This window comes from Candidatus Pantoea gossypiicola (assembly GCF_008632075.1).
In the GTDB taxonomy this organism is placed as follows: domain Bacteria; phylum Pseudomonadota; class Gammaproteobacteria; order Enterobacterales; family Enterobacteriaceae; genus Pantoea; species Pantoea gossypiicola.
This window is the reverse complement of the sequence record NZ_VWVM01000001.1, coordinates 321,046-340,957: the sequence shown is the minus strand read 5'-3', so window position 1 is coordinate 340,957 and position 19,912 is coordinate 321,046. Positions and strand designations below refer to the sequence as shown.

The 19,912-nt window shown below is 50.5% G+C and carries 25 protein-coding genes; 22 read left to right on the top strand and 3 right to left on the bottom strand.

Annotated elements, in window-relative coordinates; genetic code table 11:
• Positions 1-29: 29 nt before the first annotated feature.
• The 12 genes from F3I20_RS01430 (at position 30) to F3I20_RS01375 (ending at position 10,068) form a co-directional block, all read left to right on the top strand.
• Complete coding sequence (locus F3I20_RS01430; RefSeq protein WP_150019196.1) at positions 30-620, top strand: hypothetical protein; 591 nt, start codon at positions 30-32, stop codon at positions 618-620.
• Positions 613-981: an HNH endonuclease gene (locus F3I20_RS01425; RefSeq protein WP_150019197.1), complete on the top strand. Its 369-nt coding sequence runs from the start codon at positions 613-615 to the stop codon at positions 979-981. Before F3I20_RS01430 ends, F3I20_RS01425 begins: the two co-directional genes overlap by 8 nt.
• A gap of 265 nt (positions 982-1,246) precedes the next feature.
• Positions 1,247-1,735: a terminase small subunit gene (locus F3I20_RS01420; RefSeq protein ID WP_150019198.1), complete on the top strand. Its 489-nt coding sequence runs from the start codon at positions 1,247-1,249 to the stop codon at positions 1,733-1,735.
• 3 nt (positions 1,736-1,738) lie between these two features.
• The gene (locus F3I20_RS01415) at positions 1,739-3,397 is read left to right on the top strand and encodes a terminase large subunit (RefSeq protein ID WP_150019199.1); all 1,659 of its coding nucleotides are present in this window, start codon (positions 1,739-1,741) and stop codon (positions 3,395-3,397) included.
• A 57-nt stretch (positions 3,398-3,454) separates the two neighbouring features.
• Positions 3,455-5,389 (top strand): phage major capsid protein, encoded by a 1,935-nt coding sequence (locus F3I20_RS01410; protein ID WP_150019200.1) that lies wholly within the window; start codon positions 3,455-3,457, stop codon positions 5,387-5,389.
• A gap of 206 nt (positions 5,390-5,595) precedes the next feature.
• Positions 5,596-6,939 carry a phage portal protein gene (locus F3I20_RS24080; protein ID WP_150019201.1) on the top strand — a complete coding sequence of 448 codons (1,344 nt, stop codon included), beginning with the start codon at positions 5,596-5,598 and terminating at the stop codon, positions 6,937-6,939.
• On the top strand, positions 6,936-8,144 hold the full coding sequence (locus F3I20_RS24075) for a phage portal protein (RefSeq protein WP_150019202.1): 1,209 nt from the start codon (positions 6,936-6,938) through the stop codon (positions 8,142-8,144). Before F3I20_RS24080 ends, F3I20_RS24075 begins: the two co-directional genes overlap by 4 nt.
• The gene (locus tag F3I20_RS01395; protein WP_150019203.1) at positions 8,141-8,467 is read left to right on the top strand and encodes a head-tail connector protein; all 327 of its coding nucleotides are present in this window, start codon (positions 8,141-8,143) and stop codon (positions 8,465-8,467) included. Before F3I20_RS24075 ends, F3I20_RS01395 begins: the two co-directional genes overlap by 4 nt.
• Positions 8,468-8,475: 8 nt before the next feature.
• Entirely contained in the window at positions 8,476-8,808 is a 333-nt protein-coding gene (locus F3I20_RS01390) for a head-tail adaptor protein (RefSeq protein ID WP_150019204.1), read from the top strand.
• A complete protein-coding gene (locus F3I20_RS01385) occupies positions 8,801-9,190 on the top strand; it encodes a hypothetical protein (RefSeq protein WP_150019205.1) in 390 nt (129 codons plus the stop codon). The genes F3I20_RS01390 and F3I20_RS01385 overlap by 8 nt, the downstream gene beginning before the upstream one ends.
• Positions 9,187-9,597: an HK97-gp10 family putative phage morphogenesis protein gene (locus tag F3I20_RS01380; RefSeq protein WP_150019206.1), complete on the top strand. Its 411-nt coding sequence runs from the start codon at positions 9,187-9,189 to the stop codon at positions 9,595-9,597. The genes F3I20_RS01385 and F3I20_RS01380 overlap by 4 nt, the downstream gene beginning before the upstream one ends.
• Before the next feature lie 15 nt (positions 9,598-9,612).
• Positions 9,613-10,068, top strand: a complete 456-nt coding sequence (locus F3I20_RS01375) for a phage tail protein (RefSeq protein WP_150019207.1) — start codon at positions 9,613-9,615, stop codon at positions 10,066-10,068.
• Positions 10,069-10,175: 107 nt separating this feature from the next.
• Here F3I20_RS01375 and F3I20_RS01370 read toward each other — a convergent pair whose 3' ends face one another.
• Positions 10,176-10,799 (bottom strand): hypothetical protein, encoded by a 624-nt coding sequence (locus tag F3I20_RS01370; RefSeq protein ID WP_150019208.1) that lies wholly within the window; start codon positions 10,797-10,799, stop codon positions 10,176-10,178.
• A gap of 20 nt (positions 10,800-10,819) precedes the next feature.
• On the opposite strand from F3I20_RS01370, the gene F3I20_RS01365 reads away from it, so the two are divergent.
• Positions 10,820-11,014, top strand: a complete 195-nt coding sequence (locus tag F3I20_RS01365; RefSeq protein WP_150019209.1) for a hypothetical protein — start codon at positions 10,820-10,822, stop codon at positions 11,012-11,014.
• A 33-nt stretch (positions 11,015-11,047) separates the two neighbouring features.
• Here F3I20_RS01365 and F3I20_RS23810 read toward each other — a convergent pair whose 3' ends face one another.
• Positions 11,048-11,206: a hypothetical protein gene (locus F3I20_RS23810; RefSeq protein ID WP_190286009.1), complete on the bottom strand. Its 159-nt coding sequence runs from the start codon at positions 11,204-11,206 to the stop codon at positions 11,048-11,050.
• A gap of 268 nt (positions 11,207-11,474) precedes the next feature.
• Here F3I20_RS23810 and F3I20_RS01360 point away from each other — a divergent pair, with 268 nt between their 5' ends.
• Positions 11,475-11,699, top strand: a complete 225-nt coding sequence (locus tag F3I20_RS01360) for a type II toxin-antitoxin system Phd/YefM family antitoxin (protein WP_150019210.1) — start codon at positions 11,475-11,477, stop codon at positions 11,697-11,699.
• A complete protein-coding gene (locus F3I20_RS01355; protein ID WP_150019211.1) occupies positions 11,696-12,070 on the top strand; it encodes a type II toxin-antitoxin system death-on-curing family toxin in 375 nt (124 codons plus the stop codon). The genes F3I20_RS01360 and F3I20_RS01355 overlap by 4 nt, the downstream gene beginning before the upstream one ends.
• Before the next feature lie 35 nt (positions 12,071-12,105).
• Here the strand turns inward: F3I20_RS01355 and F3I20_RS01350 are convergent, their stop codons facing one another.
• Positions 12,106-12,930, bottom strand: coding sequence for a LexA family protein (locus tag F3I20_RS01350; protein WP_150019212.1), 825 nt, complete (start codon positions 12,928-12,930; stop codon positions 12,106-12,108).
• 78 nt (positions 12,931-13,008) lie between these two features.
• Here F3I20_RS01350 and F3I20_RS23805 point away from each other — a divergent pair, with 78 nt between their 5' ends.
• From F3I20_RS23805 to F3I20_RS01315, 7 genes are all read left to right on the top strand, one after another.
• Positions 13,009-13,182: a hypothetical protein gene (locus F3I20_RS23805; RefSeq protein ID WP_190286008.1), complete on the top strand. Its 174-nt coding sequence runs from the start codon at positions 13,009-13,011 to the stop codon at positions 13,180-13,182.
• A 69-nt stretch (positions 13,183-13,251) separates the two neighbouring features.
• Positions 13,252-13,848 carry a BRO-N domain-containing protein gene (locus F3I20_RS24400; RefSeq protein ID WP_370461289.1) on the top strand — a complete coding sequence of 199 codons (597 nt, stop codon included), beginning with the start codon at positions 13,252-13,254 and terminating at the stop codon, positions 13,846-13,848.
• A gap of 63 nt (positions 13,849-13,911) precedes the next feature.
• Positions 13,912-14,616, top strand: coding sequence for a Rha family transcriptional regulator (locus F3I20_RS01340; protein ID WP_150019213.1), 705 nt, complete (start codon positions 13,912-13,914; stop codon positions 14,614-14,616).
• Between the two features lie 132 nt (positions 14,617-14,748).
• Positions 14,749-15,885, top strand: coding sequence for a hypothetical protein (locus F3I20_RS01335; RefSeq protein WP_223811642.1), 1,137 nt, complete (start codon positions 14,749-14,751; stop codon positions 15,883-15,885).
• A gap of 113 nt (positions 15,886-15,998) precedes the next feature.
• Positions 15,999-16,340, top strand: coding sequence for a phage tail protein (locus tag F3I20_RS01330; protein ID WP_150019214.1), 342 nt, complete (start codon positions 15,999-16,001; stop codon positions 16,338-16,340).
• Positions 16,341-16,563: 223 nt separating this feature from the next.
• The gene (locus F3I20_RS01320; protein WP_150019216.1) at positions 16,564-19,572 is read left to right on the top strand and encodes a phage tail tape measure protein; all 3,009 of its coding nucleotides are present in this window, start codon (positions 16,564-16,566) and stop codon (positions 19,570-19,572) included.
• On the top strand, positions 19,572-19,910 hold the full coding sequence (locus F3I20_RS01315) for a phage tail protein (protein WP_150019217.1): 339 nt from the start codon (positions 19,572-19,574) through the stop codon (positions 19,908-19,910). Before F3I20_RS01320 ends, F3I20_RS01315 begins: the two co-directional genes overlap by 1 nt.
• Positions 19,911-19,912: the final 2 nt, after the last annotated feature.

Sequence of the window (19,912 nt, the reverse complement as noted above, 5' to 3'; positions counted from 1 at the left end):
TGAACCCCTATAGTAACCAGGGCTAATGAATGATCGAAGCCATAACGTATGTAATCGTCGGTCACCATTCACGCAGGCACCCGGCAGAAAAGCTGGCGAAGTCGCTCAAGGCACATCTGATTATTGATGAGTATCAGCATGGAGCAAACTGGAATCACCGTCGAGCGCTTGAGTGGGCAAATAAGCAGGTCTGCAGAGTAGTCATCATTGAAGATGACGCAGTGCTGGTGGAGGGTTTCAAAGACAAGGTTGCTGGCTGGCTGGCAAGATTTCCTGATGATCTGTGCTCTTTCTATCTGGGTACCGGAAGGCCGCCTCAATACCAGCTTGATATAGCGATGAAGCTTATCGAGAGCGATAAACGGCAGACAGACTACATCACCATGAAACGGCTAATTCATGGCGTCTGCTACAGCCCCCCGCCTGCCAGCATCCCACGGATTCTTGCACGATGGGACGTCACAAAGCCCGCCGACTTTGCTGTGGGCGATGCCTATGGAGGTGTGGTCATTTACCCCTGCTGGTCGCTGGTGGATCATGCAGACGGAGATTCGGTCGAGCGTCATCCTGATGCTGCTCTCCGGACAGAACGGCGCAGAGCCTGGAGGTTTTATGGCTAAGCTGAAGACCCTGCAGCCGAGGCTTAAAGCCATCGATACAAGGCGCATCAAGCCAGTGTACGGTGAAGCGCGGCGCATTAGCGGCAGTACCAGGATGAACCTGAAGCGCCGAATCTATGTGCGTGACAGTGGTCACTGCTGCATGTGCCAGCGCGTTGTGGATCTGCATAGCAGCGAACTGGATCACCGTATCGCTCTGCAGTTCGGTGGCAGCAACAATGAAGATAATCTCTGGACCCTTTGCATTGAGTGTCACAGGGATAAGTCCTTGCGAGAGGTCGCATCCGGACAGCCCGACAGCGAAGCACTGAAGCATCATGTGCCAGCGGAAGATATCGGTGCATCAGTAACGATTGTGTGAAGCAAGCATGAACTTGCAATTATTGATATCAGCAGGGTGAAAAGCCGCGTCGCGCTATGAGGGATGTCGCTGCGGTGGTGGCGATCCACCATCGCGGCAGGGTGGAGGTAGCAGACGAGCCACGCCGCCGTCCAGACGTCCGTGACGGGCCTGGCTGGTGGCTGGTCAGGGTGGGGGGGGGTACCTCTGAACCTCACCCCCTTTCGCCTTCGACACCGCGCTCCCCCTCACGCACAGAAAATATCCCCGTTTGGAGGGTGTAAACATGTTAACAGCCCAGAAGCGAAAATTCGCGCTGGCGCTGATTTCCGGTATGTCGAAAAAAGATGCGGCTATAAAGGCTGGGTATTCTGCAAACTCCGCTCGATCTAAGGGGTCGCAGCTTGCTAAGGACCCGGAAGTCATCGCCTTTATTGCACGCAAAAAGAAAGAAAAAATTGACGTTGATGATGTGCCGTCACTGGGGAAAAAAGTTAATACCCCAGCGGTAAACCCGCCCCCCGGATCCGCTGCGAAAACCATTATTGCGGTCGGTGAATATGATGACCCGCTTGAGTTCCTGAAGGCGGTGATGAACGACCAGCACGAGGATATTGATACCCGCAAGGATGCTGCAAAAGCCATGCTTCCCTACATTCATAGCAAAAAGGGGGAAGGGGGCAAAAAGGATGCAAAACTGGCAGCAGCTAAATCCGTCGCCAGTAAGTTCTCAGGCCTGACACCGCCGAAACTGGTGGTCAGTAATAGAGGGTAAAAAATGCCACAATGGTCAACGGCCTGCCCGGGGTGGGAAGACAAACTGATCAATCGGCAATCCATCATCCCGCCGCCAATATTTCCTGATGTGGCCCAGCATGCCTTGTCAATATTTAAAGAGTTGCGTGTATCAGACCTGCCGGGCAAGCCAACATTTGGTGAGTGCTCGGAGCAATGGGTTTTCGATTTCGTTTCTGTCATTTTCGGTGGTTATGATGCCGAAACGGGTAATCAGCTGATCCGTGAGTATGGATTGCTTATCAGCAAGAAGAACACCAAAAGTACTATCGCGGCCGGGATTATGCTGACGGCCCTGATTCTGTGCTGGCGGGAAGATGAAGAACACCTGATTCTGGCACCCACTAAAGAGGTCGCTGATAACAGTTTCAAGCCCGCCGCCAGCATGATCCGTGCTGACGAAGAGCTTTCAGACATATTTCACGTACAGGATCACATTCGTACCATTACCCACCGCGTTACACGAAACAGCCTGAAAGTGGTTGCTGCTGATGCAGAGACGGTATCCGGTAAAAAGTCGGGCCGCATTCTGGTTGATGAACTTTGGCTGTTCGGCAAGCAGAGTAAGGCCGAATCCATGTTCATGGAGGCACTGGGCGGGCAGGTTTCACGAAATGAGGGCTGGGTAATCTACCTGACCACGCAAAGTGATGAGCCGCCGGCCGGTATTTTTAAGCAAAAGCTGAACTACTGGCGTGATGTGCGCGATGGCAAAATTAGCGATCCTAAAACGCTTGGCATTCTGTACGAATTTCCGGAAGCCATGCTTGAGGCCAAAGCCTGGCAGCATCCTGAAAATTTCTATGTCACCAACCCGAATATGGGGCGTTCGGTCAGTAAGGACTGGCTTGAGAGCGAATATCTTAAATACGGCAACAGTTCAGACGGTACGCTGCAGCAGTTTCTTGCCAAGCATCTTAATATCGAAATTGGTTTAAACCTGCGCAGCGATCGCTGGGCGGGCGTTGACGTATGGGAACAGCAGGCTCAGCGGGTGACGTTTGATGAAATACTCAGGCGGGCGGAAGTGGTCACTGTCGGCATTGACGGTGGCGGCCTTGATGATTTGCTGGGACTGAGTGTGATCGGGCGGGATAAAGAGAGCCGCCAGTGGCTCTGCTGGTGTCATGCCTGGGGGCATCAGATCGCGGTTTCACGACGAAAGAGTGAGCAATCCCGCTTTATCGACTTTTGCGGTGCCGGGGATATGACCATCGTTAAGAACGTCGGGCAGGATACCGAAGAAGTGGCGGCGTATGTTGCACAAATTTACGAGGCCGAACTGCTCGACAAAATAGGGATTGACCCGTCAGGTGTAGGACAGATTCTGGACGCACTGGTTGAGGCCGGAATCCCGGCCGATGATATCGTCGGAGTCAGTCAGGGCTGGCGGCTGGGTGGCGCGATAAAAACCACTGAGCGCAAACTGGCTGAAGGCGTGCTTGTTCATGGAGGCCAGCCGCTTATGGCCTGGTGCGTGGGTAACGCCAGAGTTGAACCCAAAGGCAACGCCATTCTGATCACCAAGCAGGCGAGTGGTAAGGGCAAAATCGATCCCCTCATGGCGCTGTTTAATGCCGTGTCGCTGATGGCGCTGAACCCGGAGGCAAAAAAGAAAGATTATCAGGTATTTTTCATCTGACCAGATGATTTGCAGACAACCCGCTTCGGCGGGTTTTTTCATTTAAGGAGGCAATTAATGGCGCTCAAGCACGCCTGCACTCTCATGACGGTGAAATCGGTAAACGAGGATGATCGGATTATTACCGGCATCGCCTCCACACCGTCACCGGACCGTGACGGTGACATCCTGGAGTCAGAGGGGGCAAAGTTCCGCAACGATACGCCGTTTCTCTGGCAGCATGACAGCACCCAACCCATAGGCATATGCACGCCTGCGAGGGTAAAAGAAGGGCTACAAATTACCGCAAAGCTGGTCAAGCCCACACCAGATATGCCCTCACAACTGGCCTCGCGGCTTGATGAGGCCTGGACTTCAATCAAGGCGGGTTTGGTGCGGGGACTCTCCATCGGTTTCCGGCCCATTGAATACTCATTCCTGGATGAAGGTGGCATCCGCTTTCTGTCCTGGGACCTGCTTGAAGTATCGGCAGTGACCATACCGGCAAACGCCGAATGCTCTATCGATACCGTTAAATCTTTTGATCGACAGTTTCTCGCCGCGTCAGGCAATAAGAAACCGGTGGTAAAAAACGCTAAAACCGCTGGCGCTACAGCACCCAAAACCAAAACAGGAAACAATCTGATGAACGTAGCAGAACAAATTAAGAGCTTTGAAGCGAAGCGTGCAGCGCTGGCAGCATCACTTGATGAAGTGATGTCCAAAGCGGCTGAAGAAGGGCGTACTCTGGATGCTGAGGAAGAAGAGAGCTACGACAATACGTCCGCAGAAATCAAATCCGTTGATGCTCATCTGAAGCGCCTGCGTGACATGGAAACCAGCCTGGCCGCTAATGCCAAGCCGGTCGATAAGGCTGCAAACGGAGCGGTCAGCTCCATCAAAACGGGGGCACCTTCAATTATCCGCGTGGAACAGACGCTGGAAAAAGGGATTGCCTTTGCCCGCTTCGCCAAGTCGCTGGCTGCGGCAAATGGTAGTCGCTCTGAAGCGCTGGAGATTGCACGCAAGCAGTATCCGGATGACTCAAAGCTTCATCATGTACTCAAGTCTGCCGTTGGCGCGGGTACCACGACCGATCCTGTCTGGGCGGGCGCACTGGTTGAATATCAGGATTATGCAAAGGACTTCATTGAGTTTCTGCGTCCGCAGACGATCATCGGCCGGTTTGGGCAGGGAAATATTCCTTCGCTGCGTCAGGTTCCGTTTAACATCCGCATTCCTGCACAGACTTCCGGCGGCTCGGCAGGCTGGGTTGGACAGGGTAAAGCCAAGCCGCTGACGAAGTTTGACTTTGAGTCCATTACATTCAGTTTTGCGAAGGTTGCGGCGATTGCTGTCCTGACAGACGAGCTGATCCGCTTCTCAAATCCTGCAGCTGATGCGCTGGTGCGAAATGCGCTGGCAGAAGCTGTGATTGCGCGGCTGGACACCGATTTTATCAACCCTTCAAAAGCTGAGGTTGCGGGTGTTTCCCCGGCTTCGGTGACAAACGGCATCACGGCGATTCCTTCTACCGGTATTCCGGATGAAGATGCTGCTGCTGCATTCGGTGTTTTTGTGGCTGCAAACCTTCAGCCGAATGGCGCGGTCTGGCTTATGTCGAGTACAACTGCCCTGGCGCTGTCCATGCGTAAAAATGCGCTGGGGCAGAAGGAGTACCCGGATATGACACTGCTGGGCGGCACCTTCCAGGGACTTCCTGTGATCGTTTCTCAGTACGTGGGAAATCTGCTGGTGCTGGTCAACGCGCCGGATATTTATCTGGCGGATGACGGTGGCGTTGCTGTGGATATGTCCCGTGAAGCATCGCTGGAGATGGAAAGCGAGCCTGCTGGCGATAGCGGAACGCCCACCGCCACTGAAATGGTCTCCATGTTCCAGACAAACAGCGTGGCTATCCGTGCCGAACGCTGGATCAACTGGAAGCGTCGCCGCACTGCTGCGGTAGCGGTTATCTCCGGCGTCAACTACAGCACCGGTCAGGGTAGCTAATCAGGTAAAGGAGGGCGGGGCAAAACCCCGCCGTAACTCATGGTCAGGATCAGATATCTGCAGCATACCCATGATTCCCGTTCAGGGGAGGTGAAATTTGTGGATGACCAGTGCGCCAGGGTACTTGTTCTGCTCGGTAAGGCCGAGTATGTGACCGGAAAACGACCCGGCATCAGGAAAAAAAAGACTGATTCGGAGGGGAGCTGATGTGGAATCCCTTCAGAAAAAAGCAGGCGATGCAACAGCCAGTTAGCCGTGGGTGGACACCGTTGTTTGGCTTCGTTCATGAGCCCTTTGCCGGTGCATGGCAGCGAAACCTTGAGATTAATCAGGACACCGTACTGTCGTTTTACGCGGTATTTTCCTGCATTTCTCTTATAGCCAGCGATATATCCAAAATGCCCCTTCGTTTAATGCAGAGCGATTCACAGGGCGTTAAAAAAGAGCTCACCACAGGCAAAACGGCTGCTCTCTGCAAAAGGCCTAATGCTTTTCAGAACCGCATACAGTTTTTTGAACACTGGATCAATTCCAAGCTCTGTCATGGCAATACTATCGCCCTGAAAATCCGTAACAGCCGCGGCGACATTACCGAACTGCGGCTGCTGGACTGGCACAAAGTTACGCCGCTGGTCGCCGATGATGGATCGGTCTTTTACCAAATCAGCCCGGACAATATGACCGGCGTTGAAACGACGATAACCGTACCGGCCAGAGAAATCATTCACGACCGGTTTAACTGTCTGTTTCATCCGCTCATCGGACTATCCCCGATATATGCAGCGGGACTTGCTGCAACGCAGGGGCACCATATTCAGGAGAATTCCGCTCATTTCTTTCGCAATGGCAGCCGGCCGGGTGGTGTTATTGAGGTGCCGGGATCGCTGAGTGAAGAAAACGCGAAGCTAATTAAAGCCAGCTGGGATAGTGGCTATTCAGGTGAGAATGCTGGCAAAACCGCCGTACTGAGTAACGGTGCAAAATATAATCCGGCTGCAGTGTCGGCTGTGGATTCCCAGACCGTTGAACAACTCAGCATGACGGCGCAGATCGTCTGCTCCACGTTTCATGTCCCGGCCTACAAGATTGGGATCGGTGCCATGCCTTCTGGCGACAACATCGAGGCTCAGGAACAGCAGTATTACTCACAGTGTCTTCAGACGCTGATTGAGTCAATTGAAATACTCCTGGATGAGGCTTTTGAGCTTGAAGGTAATAGCAGCACGGAATTTGACGTTAACGCGCTGCTGCGTATGGATAGCGAACGCCGCCTTAAAACGCTGGGTGAAGGTGTTAAAAACACTATTCTTACGCCCAACGAGGCCCGGCGCAGTGAGAATCTTCCTGCGGTGCCCGGTGGCGACTCACTCTATCTTCAGCAGCAAAACTACAGCCTCGAGGCGCTGGCACGGCGCGACGCGTCGGACAATCCCTTCGGCAGTAAGAATGCAGACTCACCGCCAGCACCGGAGGCCAGCCAGGATAAAGCCCTGTCAGCCGTCGAAACTGCTGCTACCCGGTCAATGCTCAGGGGGCTACTCAAAAAATGAACGAACGGGAACTTTCTCTGATAAAAGCGCTGGGAGAGGAATTTGGCCTGGTACTCCGCGAAATGCGCAATGATTTTGAAGAGCGACTACAGGAGCACAAAGGCGCGACTGAACAGTGCCTTCGTCAACTGGCAAATGATATTCAGTCACTCAAAGACGCGCCTGAACCGGACTTCGCGCCGCTCGTAGCATCTGCTTTATCGGCGATCACCCCACCCGAGCCTCCACCTTTGCCTGATGTCGCAGCAATGGTTGGCGAGGCTATTGCGGCGCTACCCCGGCCGCAGGATGGTACCAGCGTCACCATTGATGACGTGCGGCCCATGCTTGAAGAGCTGGTAAGCATAGCTGTTGCTGACATTCCGGCACCCCGCGACGGTAAAGACTACGATCCGGACGTGCTGAAGCAGGCGGTCAGTGAAGCGGTGGCAAGCCTGCCGGCACCCAGGGACGGCACCAGCGTCACCGTTGATGACGTGCGGCCCATGCTTGAAGAGCTGGTAAGCATAGCTGTTGCTGACATTCCGGCACCCCGCGACGGTAAAGACTACGATCCGGACGTGCTGAAGCAGGCGGTCAGTGAAGCGGTGGCAAGCCTGCCGGCACCCAGGGACGGCACCAGCGTCACCGTTGATGACGTGCGGCCCATGCTTGAAGAGCTGGTAAGCATAGCTGTTGCTGACATTCCGGCACCCCGCGACGGTAAAGACTACGATCCTGATGCGCTGAAGCAGGCGGTTAGTGAAGCGGTGGCGAGCCTGCCGGTACCCCAGGACGGTCGTGATGCGCTGTCGCTGGAGCTGCTACCTGGCATTGATGAAAGCAAAAGCTATCCGCGTGGGACATGGGCTACCCACAATGGTGGTCTGTGGCGAGCGTATGAAAAAACGTTTGGTATGCGTGGATGGGAGTGCGTGGTTGACGGTGTGTCCGATGTAGATGTTTCACTCAATGAGCGGCGTTGTTTTAACGTCATCGTCAATCGTGCCAGCGGTCAGTATGAGAATAAGACTTTCAACGTGCCAGTCATGCTCTATCGCGGGGTTTTCAAAGCCGATACCGAATACCTGCCGGGCGATACGGTCACCTGGGGTGGATCGTTGTGGCACTGCGACACTAAAACTCAGGATAAGCCCGGAGAAACCGGCTCGACAGGTTGGACGCTGGCCGCTAAGCGGGGACGGGACGGGAGAGATAAAACATGATTGAGCTTGTCACCCTGGATCAGGCAAAAGAGCATCTGAGGATCGATGAAGATGCGGGCGACACCGATCTGACTCTGAAAATACAGGCAGGTAGTGCGGCGCTGCTTTCTTATATACAGGGCAGTCGTGAATTGGTTGTGAATGACAAGGGTGCTCTCGTTGATGGTGAGCCACTGGTGAGAGTTCAGACCGCGTTACTGGTCCTGCTCGGTTATCTCGATCGCAACCGGAACGGCGAAGATGCCGATAAGCTGATGCAGGGGGAGTTGCCATTGTCAGTGACGATGCTGATTTATGATCTGCGGCGACCAACCATTATCTGAGGTGATTTATGTCTTCCATTCTCGCAGGTGAACTCAGCAAGCGTGTAACGCTGCAGCGTCGTGATACTACACGCGGTCCCCTTGGTGAGGTCCTGAGCGAAAAGCTCATCGATGTGGCCACTGTCTGGGCAAAGGCTGACGTCAAATCTAACAGAAAAATTCGCACGCTGGATCAGGCCCAGGTCGTTGAGACATGGCTGTTTACGCTGCGCCCACGTGCCGACGTCCAGATCGACTGGAAAATTTGCTGGAAAGACGCCACGTTCACGGTTGTTGCTGTAGACCGCACTCAACCTGATCGCGTTGAGATCAAAGCAGAAAGGGACGTGCGCCATGATTGAAGCCGCTATCAAATCTGAACTGGAAGCCATCAGCGGCATGCCGGTTTATCCGCTGCTATTACCGGATGAGCTGCAGGAGGGCATTACTTTCCAGCGCATATCTGATCCAGAGGTAGAAGACGGCCTGGTACGCACCGGCTTAATCGCCGGGCGCTTCCAGATATCCATGTATCGAATCGACCAGTACACCGATCTGGTGCTTCTGGAAAGGAAAATCTGGTCGGCCTGGCGTGATATCCGGCATGGCTATATCGGCGGTTACCCGGTTCAGTATGTGGAAAGAGGAAATATTGTTCAGGACAGAGCGACACTGACCAGCAAAAGCATTCAGTACCGCCTGGTCAGGGACTTCACGCTGTATTTTTTCGAGGACACAACATGATCCGTATGGAAGTGAAAGGTCTTACTGAGCTGGAAAAGCAGCTTGAAGCGCTCGGCGAAAAAGTAGCGGTTAAAGTGCTGGCTGAAGCCGGTAAAGAGGCTATGCAGATAGTCAGTGAGGATATGCGCCGGCATGCAGGTTACGACAAGGAAAGCTCCGGCCCGCACATGCGCGACAGCATAAAAGTATCTTCCCGCAACCGGATGAAAAATAAGCGCTGGAACACCGTCGTTACTATCCGTGTTGGCCCCTCCCGAGAACACACCCAGAAAGCGCTTGCGCAGGAATATGGCACCTCTAAACAGGTTGCCCGGCCCTTTATGCGTCCGGCGCTGGAATATAACACTGCAAAAATTTTGCGAATCCTTACGGTACAAATCCGCGAGGGCATACAGAACAATCGTTAACTGAGGTAATAACCTATGACAGACAAAACTTCACCCGAATACGCCATGCTTCCGGCAGGAACGGTGGTTAAGTGGGGTAAATCAGGCGATACCGTCGATGAAATGCAGGCGCTGATTAACTGTAAAGCGCTGGGTGCTACCGGTGCTACAGGTTCATTCGTAGACTGCACCACCCTGATCGACACCCAGAAACAGTTTCTGTCCGACCTGCCTGAAGGCCCGGAAAAGTCACTGGGTTTTATCGACGATCCGACCAACCAGAGTTTTACGGCATTTCTGAATGCTGCTCAGCAGCGTCAGACCGTACAATTCTATGTCAAGCTGCCGAACGGGCGAACCGCCACAATGATTATGGCGCTTTCTGGCTGGCAGATGAATGAAATCACGGCACCAGCCAGTGAGGTGATTCAGATTACCGTGAAGGGTAAGCAGAACAACCTGACCTGGGGAGTGGATGATCCGGGTAGCTGAGGCCGATAGTTCCTGGTCGGACAAATGCAAATTTCAACGTGACCAGCTCTGCCTGACAATCAATCTGCGGAATCCTCACAGATGATCAGTGCTTATTACTGGCCCACTCAGGTGGGCTTAGTACTGTCAGTTGTATTTGTAGTGAATGAATATTGATGTTGGGAGAAATCATTATCCCACTGCTTATCGTGCTTGCTTGCAACGAATTTCATCATCTCTTGCATTAGCACGCTAAAAATAAGACAGAGTTTTAGCCTGTTTTGTGAGCTATCAGAGGCCATAGTAACCGTTGCGACCTCATTGCCATCTGGGCTGTTAACGGTCACATATCGCTTTGAAAGCGTCACATCTGATGAAAGCCTGATGTGATTATCAGTCTTTTCAGCAAAGCTTTGTATGCGAGAGTCTGGAATCGAATTCTTAATGGGGTTGTGAGCAATGTCGTTTCGTAAAGAATTAAGAACCTTGAAAGCCTTCCCTAAGTGCTCAGGAAGCCCAAGATTTATAGCCATCTCAATTTTTGCACTGCATTCAACCAGAACGCGATTCTTATCCTGCCCGAATAATCCGGCGTTATTGCAGCATGCACAAATCCATGACTCGATGAGGCGCTCGCTAATAAGGTGTAGTCTTAGAGTGGTTCCTACATCATCATCAATAGTTGCTGCTTTTAAAAGCAGGTCATTAACATCAATGGCAGTGTAATATTCCATAAATACACGTGCGTCCATTTTTTCTCCGTGAGGTTTGTATGATGAACTTAAGCGAAACGCTGATTATCTTTCTCAAAGATGACGGCATCTCACTTCAGACGCTAGATGGTCAGTCAGCCGGTTACTGGCCAAATGGCAATCTCCGAATCTTTGCAGGTCAAAACAGGCAGGCTTTCCCTGCTCGTATAGTGCTCCATGACGAGCGTTCCGACATCTCATCAAATGAAAAATAAACCCGGAATTTAATCTCCGGGTTTTTAACAACATCAATGGCGTTTTTCGTAGTGATCGCCCGTACGTGCATTTTTGTATTTCCCATACTTGTGGGAAGAGCCATGCCCGCCAGAGTAGTGACCACCGCGAGCAAAACTGAGGGAAGGTGAAAGCAGCGCGATCGCCATCAAAGCTACCATAATTTTTTTCATGATTATCCTTTTCAAAATTTGCTGTAAGGGAAAAACCCATTGGCAATATACGCTTAAGTTTTAGAATGAGAATCCTGACAAATGATCAGGTTTTTCGACTCGGCTACGAGGCCCGTCCTGATGCGTAGGGAAAATGCGATCTTCGGATGCTTTAAGCTGGTTGATCTACCTGTACAGTATTCACGCAACCTGGCAAGTGATAAACTCCCGTTTAAGATTTGGATTGTACAATCCAAACTATAATTTTCACTTGCCAGAGGTAATCCCCATGATGACTATACCGTTCTCCGATGCTCGCCAGAAGCTTGCAAGTGTCTTTGAGACTGCGACGAAACAGCCGGTAACTATCACTCGCCGCTCTGCACCGGATGTTGTGGTGATCTCCGCTGAGCAATTTGCAGAATTCCAACAGGCGAAGTTTGAGGCTTCACTTGCTCGCGTTATGGGTAAGCCAAAGAATCAGGATCTTTTCAGGGAACTAGCCGATAAATGATTTTCTTTTTAACTGTCGACCAGGTCATAGCGATCCATGACAGTCAGTTAGAAGCTTACGGCGGATTGCCGGGATTCCGGGATATTGGTCTTATTGAGGGCATGGTGGCAAGGGTTGAAAACCTCCATGTCTATGAGAGTGAAGACGACCTGTTTGTTCTGGCTGCAGCCTTACTGCTTTCCATCGCTCGCGGGCATGGATTCAACGATGCAAACAAACGCACCTCGGTAGCAGCTGCGATGATTTTTCTGGGCATGAATGGCTCGTCGATCGCGCCAGATGAGGGGTTCGCTGACTTCATAGTGGAGGCGGCACAGGGAATTCATGATCTGCAGGATGTAGCGGCGGAATTGCAAATGCTAGCGGAGTAGACCCGGCCACTGAGCCGGGTTTTTGCTATCTGGATTCAGGCGGGCTTTTTATTGTTAATGGTCTTTAGTATCTGGTCAATTTTATCTTCAAGTGAACTAAGCCGTGAATCATAATCTTTACTCGCCAGAAGTGTTGATGATTTGCATGTTGATAGTTCAGGGTCACCTGCGTCAATAGGATACGCCCTGCTTAGAGATGTTTGAGAGTGAATAGCTATGCCTTTTATCTCAACATCTTTAATTGGTATTAGTGGGTATGCTGGATTCAAGGAACGCAGAAATTTCTGCCCCTGATCTTGTACCAATTGTTTAAATGTCGCGAAATCGTCGTCAAATTTACAAAAGACGAAATCTCCGCTAAAAGCTTCCTCATATGGCTCGAATATAACTACTGTTCCGTCAGGAAATGAGACTGAACCAGAAGATGCCATAGAATCACCTGAAATTTCTATCGCGAAAGCATTTTCAGAAATCGAGATACTTGGTGCGGGAATGTAGTCCTTTATTGAAGGAGTGCCATGCGCTGGCGACGTATCATTATCTAAGAGAGTCATAGCCATGCCCCATGACAAAACCGGTATTTCTCGAACTGTTACGGTACGTTTTATGTGATTTACGTCAGGTCCTCGTCCATTTCCAGTGGAGAGCCACTCCGTGGATGTGCCTAGTGCTGCCGCTAAATTTCGCAGCACCTTATCTCTTGGTTTTGAATCTCCAGCTTCATATGCGGCAATTTGCCTGCGTACGATCCCTACGATGTCGGCAAGTTGAGATTGAGTCAGCCCTAGTGCTGTTCTGGCTATAGCAATGCGTTTACAAAATGAATCATCTATTTTCATATGTGAATCTTTAAAACTCATATTGACACACTGTGTCTGCCTGATGATAATCTTCTCACACCGTGTTGGTGTGAAGATGAAAAGTGCATGAGGTGAATAATGGAGCAGAAAAAGTCAGAGATCAAGCCGATGGCTTATCGGATGCGTCCCGAAGTAAAAGAGTTCGTTGAAGGTAACGCTAAGCGAACTTACCGTTCTGCGCAGGGAATGATGGATTACCTGATGGATAAGATTATGCAGATGGAAAAAAAAGGTGAATTTGTCATTCAGTAAAAAGCGAAACCCCGCAGTGCGTCAACACTAACGGGGCCTCTGATGTCAGTAATCTTGGAGAAAACCAACATGAGCATTGTAGCTAAGTCACATCTCGACTTCCACGGAGTAATGCTTAACCCTGTAGAAAATGTTTCTGGAATTTGGCTAACTTCAGCAGATATAGCAAATGCTCTAGGTTATGCCTCAAGCAAAAGCGTATCAACGATTTACTCACGCAACATTGATGAGTTTTCCAATAGCATGTCAATGGTCATCAAAATGATAACCAATGGAATAAACAATAACTTACGTGAAAAAAGTGTACGTGTTTTCTCACTCCGTGGTTGTCATCTGATAGCCATGTTTTCAACAACTCCGGCTGCCAAAAAATTCCGCCGCTGGGTGCTGGATATTTTGGATCGAGAAGTTGCCGTTAACATGCCGGTTCAGTCAGGTCCAAGTGAGCGCGAGATCCATGCATACAACGTTCATGCACTGGCCGACCACTACAAGTTTATGTACGAAGCATGGGAGAGGCAGATAGAACCAGCATTGAGGGCTATCGAATCGCCGCTAGCAGATCGCTTACATGATCGTTTTCAGGATGGAGGTGTGTTCATGCAACTAATAAAAGAAGGTTCAGAAAAGCAATTGAAGAGGGGGGAAGTTGCAAGGCTTTACTGAAAAAGAAAAACCAGCAGGGTCTAGCTGCTGGTTATCAGGCGTCAAATCAACTACGAGGTTCGTATGACTGAGTTAACTGTATCAAATGCTAGATCATCTGTCACTAAGATGTCGAGCCGTGAGATTGCGAAATTGACCGGCAAGCAGCACAAACACGTTCTGGACGACTGTCGCAAAATGTTCGAGGCGCTCAGTATTCAATCGGCCGACTTTTCGGCCGATTACCAAGACGAGCGCGGGCGCACGTATCAGGAATTCTGGCTCGACCAGGATTTGACACTTACTCTCATGACCGGCTACAGCATACCGCTGCGTCATAAGGTGGCAAAACGCTGGCGTCAGCTTGAGTCCGGCGAAGTTTCGCCACAAAAATCCGCGTCATACCTCCCAGAATATCGTCGCGCTCGCGCAATAAAAATGGAAGTTGAAGCATTGAACCTCGCACTATCTTTCATGCCAAAACTGAGCGATATCGCAAAGCAGACGGCGATGGCGCGTGCTGTTAATGATGCCGCTGGCATGGAGTTGCTTCCGCTACCTCAGGTAGAAGAGCATTACTACAGCGCCCGAGAGGTAGGGGAGATGCTAGGCGTATCCGCGCAAAAAATTGGGCGAGTTGCCAACGCTAATAACCTGAAGACAGATCAGTTCGGCATCACGGTAATGGACAAGTCAGCACACAGCAACAAACAGGTTGAAGCCTTTCGCTACAACGCTGAAGGCATCAGGGCGCTTCGGCATTTGATTTGCGGGGCCAGGGTAGCTTAATCAGCAATTTGGACCTCGGTCCAGCCACATAAGCAGATCATTGATCAGGCTCATTGTTGAGCCTGTTTCTTGCTTTCCTTTGAGTTCAGCTAGCCTTATGATTTTAGCTAACTTTTTAAAGGAGATAAAAAAGTGAGAAAAAAACTATTACTTGTCGTTATGCTGTCAACCATTTTGATGTCAGGTTGTGGGCCAGCAAAATTAAATGATAGCGAGAAGAAACTGGTTGATAACTTAAAGGTTGAGTTATCGAAGACTGAAAAAGATATTGAGTTGTCTTTGTCAGAAAGCCAGCAGTATTCTCAGGGTTTAATAAGAAATTTAATCACTTCAAAAAAAGAAATCCTTGAAATAAACAAAGCTCTTTTGCAGCAAAGAATAAATGCATTAGAAGCTGGTGCAAAAATAGATTTTGAAACCAAAGGGACCAAGACGGACCCAGCTTTAGCCGATAAGATCAGTAATGAGATGGGTTCTTTGATAACTAAAATTGACTCTGACAAGGCTGACTCTGGAAATTATACTGGGCTTGTTCAGACAATAAAATTGGCGACCATTGCATCTGAAGAACAAACTTTAGCAATGCTACAACAAAAATATCTAGCTGCAAAATATGGCATGATGACGATTCAGATATCCGAAACCAGCGGTAAAAGTCATTCACCATCTTCTTCTCCCGTTGTGAGTGATAAGAACAGTAAGGATAATTTGTTGCCGCCAGCAGATGGGCCATTTGGTTTGCAGGAGGGGTTAACCAAGAAAAATATAGAAGATATGACAGGGGTTAATTTATCTCCTATTGAAGGTTCAACAAACCTCTATCTGGCGGAAGCTTTACCTAAGAGTAATAATGATTTTTCGACCTTCGCTCTACTTATCTCACCTCAAGTTGGCTTATGTCAAATTAGAGCCGTGGGTAAGGATATTGACTCTGATAGTTACGGTATAGCATTACAAATAAAGTTTAATGAATTAAAAAAATCCTTGGATTCTATTTATGGTAATGGTAAGAAAATTGACATTGTGCTTCCGGGTTCAATATGGAAAGAACCTGAGTATTGGATGATGGGAGTTGCAAAAAAAGAGCGAACGCTTGCAGCAGAGTGGACTTCAAAAAATGATGCTATGAAAAAGAATAGATTAAGTGATGTAAATATTGAATCACGAGCAGATAGTGATTCTAAAGGGTATATTTTCCTACAGTATACCTTTGAAAATGGAACTCAGTGCCAAAATGAATTAGATAATGCGAACAAGGGCTCTCTATAAAGGCCTGCAAGAGTTTTGCCAGTGATTGGATTACTTAAATCAGTAGTTTTATATAGAAACCTTTTTATACATAACCACTCCCTAGTGGGGTGGTTTTTTTATGGAGAAATTAAATGAAAGACTTTAAGTCACGCCTTTTATGCCCCGTTCATGATGCTTTGACGGTCACTATTTTAGGCAGTGAGTTTTTTATCCGTCGACTTTCAGCTTACGAACTGGCTGAATTTGAAGATAAGGCAGCGAAACTGCGCAGTGAAGATAATACACGCGGGCTGGCAATGGCTGGCGCATCCCTGGTACTAAATGCGCTGGTGAGTGAAGACGGACAGCCGATTGCTGATTTGCCAGCACCGGATGAGCTCATGAAAGCACACTCCTATGCCTCGCTGATTGAGGCGCTTACAGTGGTTCAGCGCCACAGTTACGGCACGCTAGAGGAAGCAAAAAAAAACTGATGGATTCCCCGTGGCTTCAGCTGATCTTTTCACTCGCTGACCGCTTCGGGGAGTCTGACCCGCGCAAAATAGCCTGCCTTCCCGCTGAAATTCTTCGCTACTGGGAGGCATGGTTTTCCTTAACAGACCCGACCTGTGACATCACCCCTGCGGCACCATCCGCACCGCCATCTCGTACACCGGTCGACAAACAATGCGCTGACATTATGAGGATACTCGGATAATGAGTGACGTAGCGTCTTTGTCGGTTGCCCTGCATCTTAATTCTGCGACGTTCAAATCGCAGATCGCAGATGCATATCAGAAAGCGGGGCAGGCCAGCAAAAATTTTAACAGCCAGGCTAAAGCTCAGGCCAATGAGCTATCAGCTGCTATTGCCAAAACGGTAGAGGCGGCAAAGAAAATTGGCGGGCAGAGTATTGGAGCAGATCAGTTTTCTGGAGTAACTCAGGGTGCAGGCCAGCTTAACTTTGTACTGCATGAAGTGGCTGCGGGCAGTAACGTTGCCAGCAGCACAATCATTAATGCGCTAATCCCCGCTGTTCATTCGCTCAAAGGTCAGCTGGACGGCAGCGCAGACGGCTGGCAGGCCCAGCAGGAAGCCGCCCGTAAGGCTGCGCAGGAACTGGCATCAGCTGCCCAGCAGCAGATCAGCGTGGCGCAGGCAGAAAAGCAGGCAGCAATCAGTAAAGCTGCGATAGCTGAAGAAACAATTGTGGCTGCGGCTGCACAGCGTGAAGAAGCTATCGCCCTGGATGATTATTATGCCAAACGAACTGAGGTTAACAAACAATACGGGATAAGTCTCAGCTATCAGGAAGAGCACCTTAAAAATGAACGCGCGATCATTGAAGCTGAGCGCCTAGAAGAGTCTGGTGTGGAAAAGCTGGAGGCGGCAAAAGCAGCGATTATTGCAGCCGAGTTGGCTGAAACTGAGGGGAAAGCAGCGCTAACTGCCGCGACCGAGGCGGCAGCTGCGGCCAACACACAACTGACGGTTTCGCAGAGAATAGCGGCGACCAGCAGCAGAGCCTTGAGTTCCGCAATGAGCTTGCTGGGTGGCCCTGTTGGCATTGGCCTGAGTGTGCTTGCTGCTGGCGGAACGTTAATCTACAACGAGTTTAAGAAAGCTGAAGAGCAGACTAAAAAGCTTAATGCGGCCGCGCTGGACCTGAGTACATCCTCCCTAATTTCTGCTACCGATCTAAAACGACTGAATGGAGAGTTAGGAGACACGGAGAATTCAGTTACTGCCGTGTCTGCTGCTGCAAAAGCGGGATTTTCCGGCCAGATGTTGACACAGGTCGCCACACTTGCCACTGCTTACGCAGAAGCGGGTGGAAATGCCGATGACCTGGTGAAAAGCCTTTCTGCACTTCGGGGCGATCCTGTCACTGCCATGGAGAAACTTACCGCTTCAGGAGTGGCGCTCGGTGATTCTATTATCCATCAAGTCATGGCACTCAGCCAACGCGGACAGACTGCACAGGCTAGTCAGCTACTGATTGAGGCCGCAATAGAAGCAGAGAAGGGAAGATTAAAAGAGTTGGGCGTTGAAGTTGATAAAACTTCAACTCAGGTTAACAACCTTGGTCAGACTTGGGGGATGGCAGGCAACCAGGCTGCAGAAGCACTCGGTACAGCGATTGATAACACTCGTTATCTTCAGAAACTGCAAAAAGATTACGACGAATCTTCGGCAAGATATATTGCAGCCAGTAAAGCGGGCTATGCCGCTGCTCAAAATGAGCGCTTAAAAAATGCTGCGGACCTCAAAAGTTATATGACTGAAGGAACCAGCGCTGTTGAAAAACGCGCTGCGGCACTTAAAAAACTTAATAACAGTATTTATTCTCCTGACTCTGCAGATTACAAGCGCATTCTGAAAGGGATTAACGACGAATACGATAAATCCACCAAAAAGCCCAAGCACAAAGCGGCCACTGGTGAAACTGAAGGCCAGCGAATGCTGGAGCAGGCCCAGCAGCGCAGCGCAGTACTGAAGGAGCAGGCGCTGACAAACGACAAAATGACTAGCTCGCAGAGTCAGCTTGTTGCATTTGATCAGAAAATTGCCGGGCTTAAAGGCACGGCACTCAATGCCAGCCAGCAGAGTCTGGTGAACATGCAGGGACAAATTCGCGCACAGCTTCAGGCTAATGTGCTGCTGGAACGTGAAGCTGCACTTCGTAAAGTCTCTGAAAAATATCAGGGTGAGGCCAAAAAATGGGCTGAAGAAGCTGCAGCGATGAAGCGTGAAGCAGCGGCCAGCCTGGATAAGTACAGTCAGTCCGATCAGGAATCCGCTCAGGCTGAAGCAAAACTTGCCATTGAGAACCGCTTCAGCCAGCGCCGCATCGCGCTTGATAAAGATTTTACTGATAAGACATCTGCAGAGTATCAGGCCCGTCTGGCTGATCTGGAAAGCGCCAAGCAACAGGAACTGCAGATCACCGAGAAAAGCGTGAGTGACCGTCTGGCTCTTGAAAACGATTATGGGAAGGGATTCCGGCGCGGTACGCTGAACTGGATAGACAGCGCCCGCTATGCAAACAGCCAGATGGCGAGTTATGCCGGAAGTCTGTTTGACAGCATGACTGACTCTGTGGCTACTTTCGCCACAACGGGCAAGCTCAACTTCAAATCCTTTACCACATCGGTGCTGTCAGACCTTGCCAAAATAGCAGCCCGTGTAGCGCTCAGTAATGCTCTACAAAGCATTCTTGGCACCGCTTTCTCCAGTGCTGCAAATGCTGACATTTCGGCACCATCCGGTTCAGGCGGGTCAACGGGGGGGATGGGAATGCCCACTGGCTGGCAGGCTTACGCCAGCGCAACCAAAAATGCAAAAGGTGGAGTTTACAACTCTCCGAATCTGAGCAGCCACAGTAACAGCATCGTCAGTCAGCCTACCTTCTTCGCCTTTGCAAAAGGCGCGGGCGTTATGGGTGAAGCCGGTCCGGAGGCAATCCTGCCGCTCACGCGCACATCGGGAGGTGCTCTGGGCGTGCGTAGCACGGGTTCCGCGTCTGCGACCACATCACCCATTGTCAATGTCACAATTACAAACAACGGAAATGGCCAGAGCTCGGCAGACAGTTCTTCCAGCGCGGGCTGGGAACAGTTCGCCAGGCAGATTACGCCCATGATACAGCGTGAGGCGCAGAAAGTGGTAAATCGTAATCTGGGGCAGGCAGGAGCAATAACTACGGCAATCAGGGGGCAGCGCTGATGGCACTTGAAACCTTTACCTGGCCCGTGCGCGTAAATGCTGCGGGCGAAAACAGCCTGAAGGTCAGGACCGCTTCATTTGGCGATGGCTATGCCCAGACTGCAGGCGATGGACTTAACAGTGAGGTGTCGCAGTGGTCGGTCACGCTCGTCGGCAAAGAGGCACTGGTCCGCGAAGCGCTGGATTTTATCCGCAACCATAGCGGATACCGGTCATTTATCTGGACGCCACCTCTGAGCGACGCCGGGCTTTTCCGGTGTGCAGAATATAAGCCCACCGCCCTGGGGGCCGGTAACTATTCTCTTTCAGCCACCTTCATCCGCACTTACGCACCCTGAGC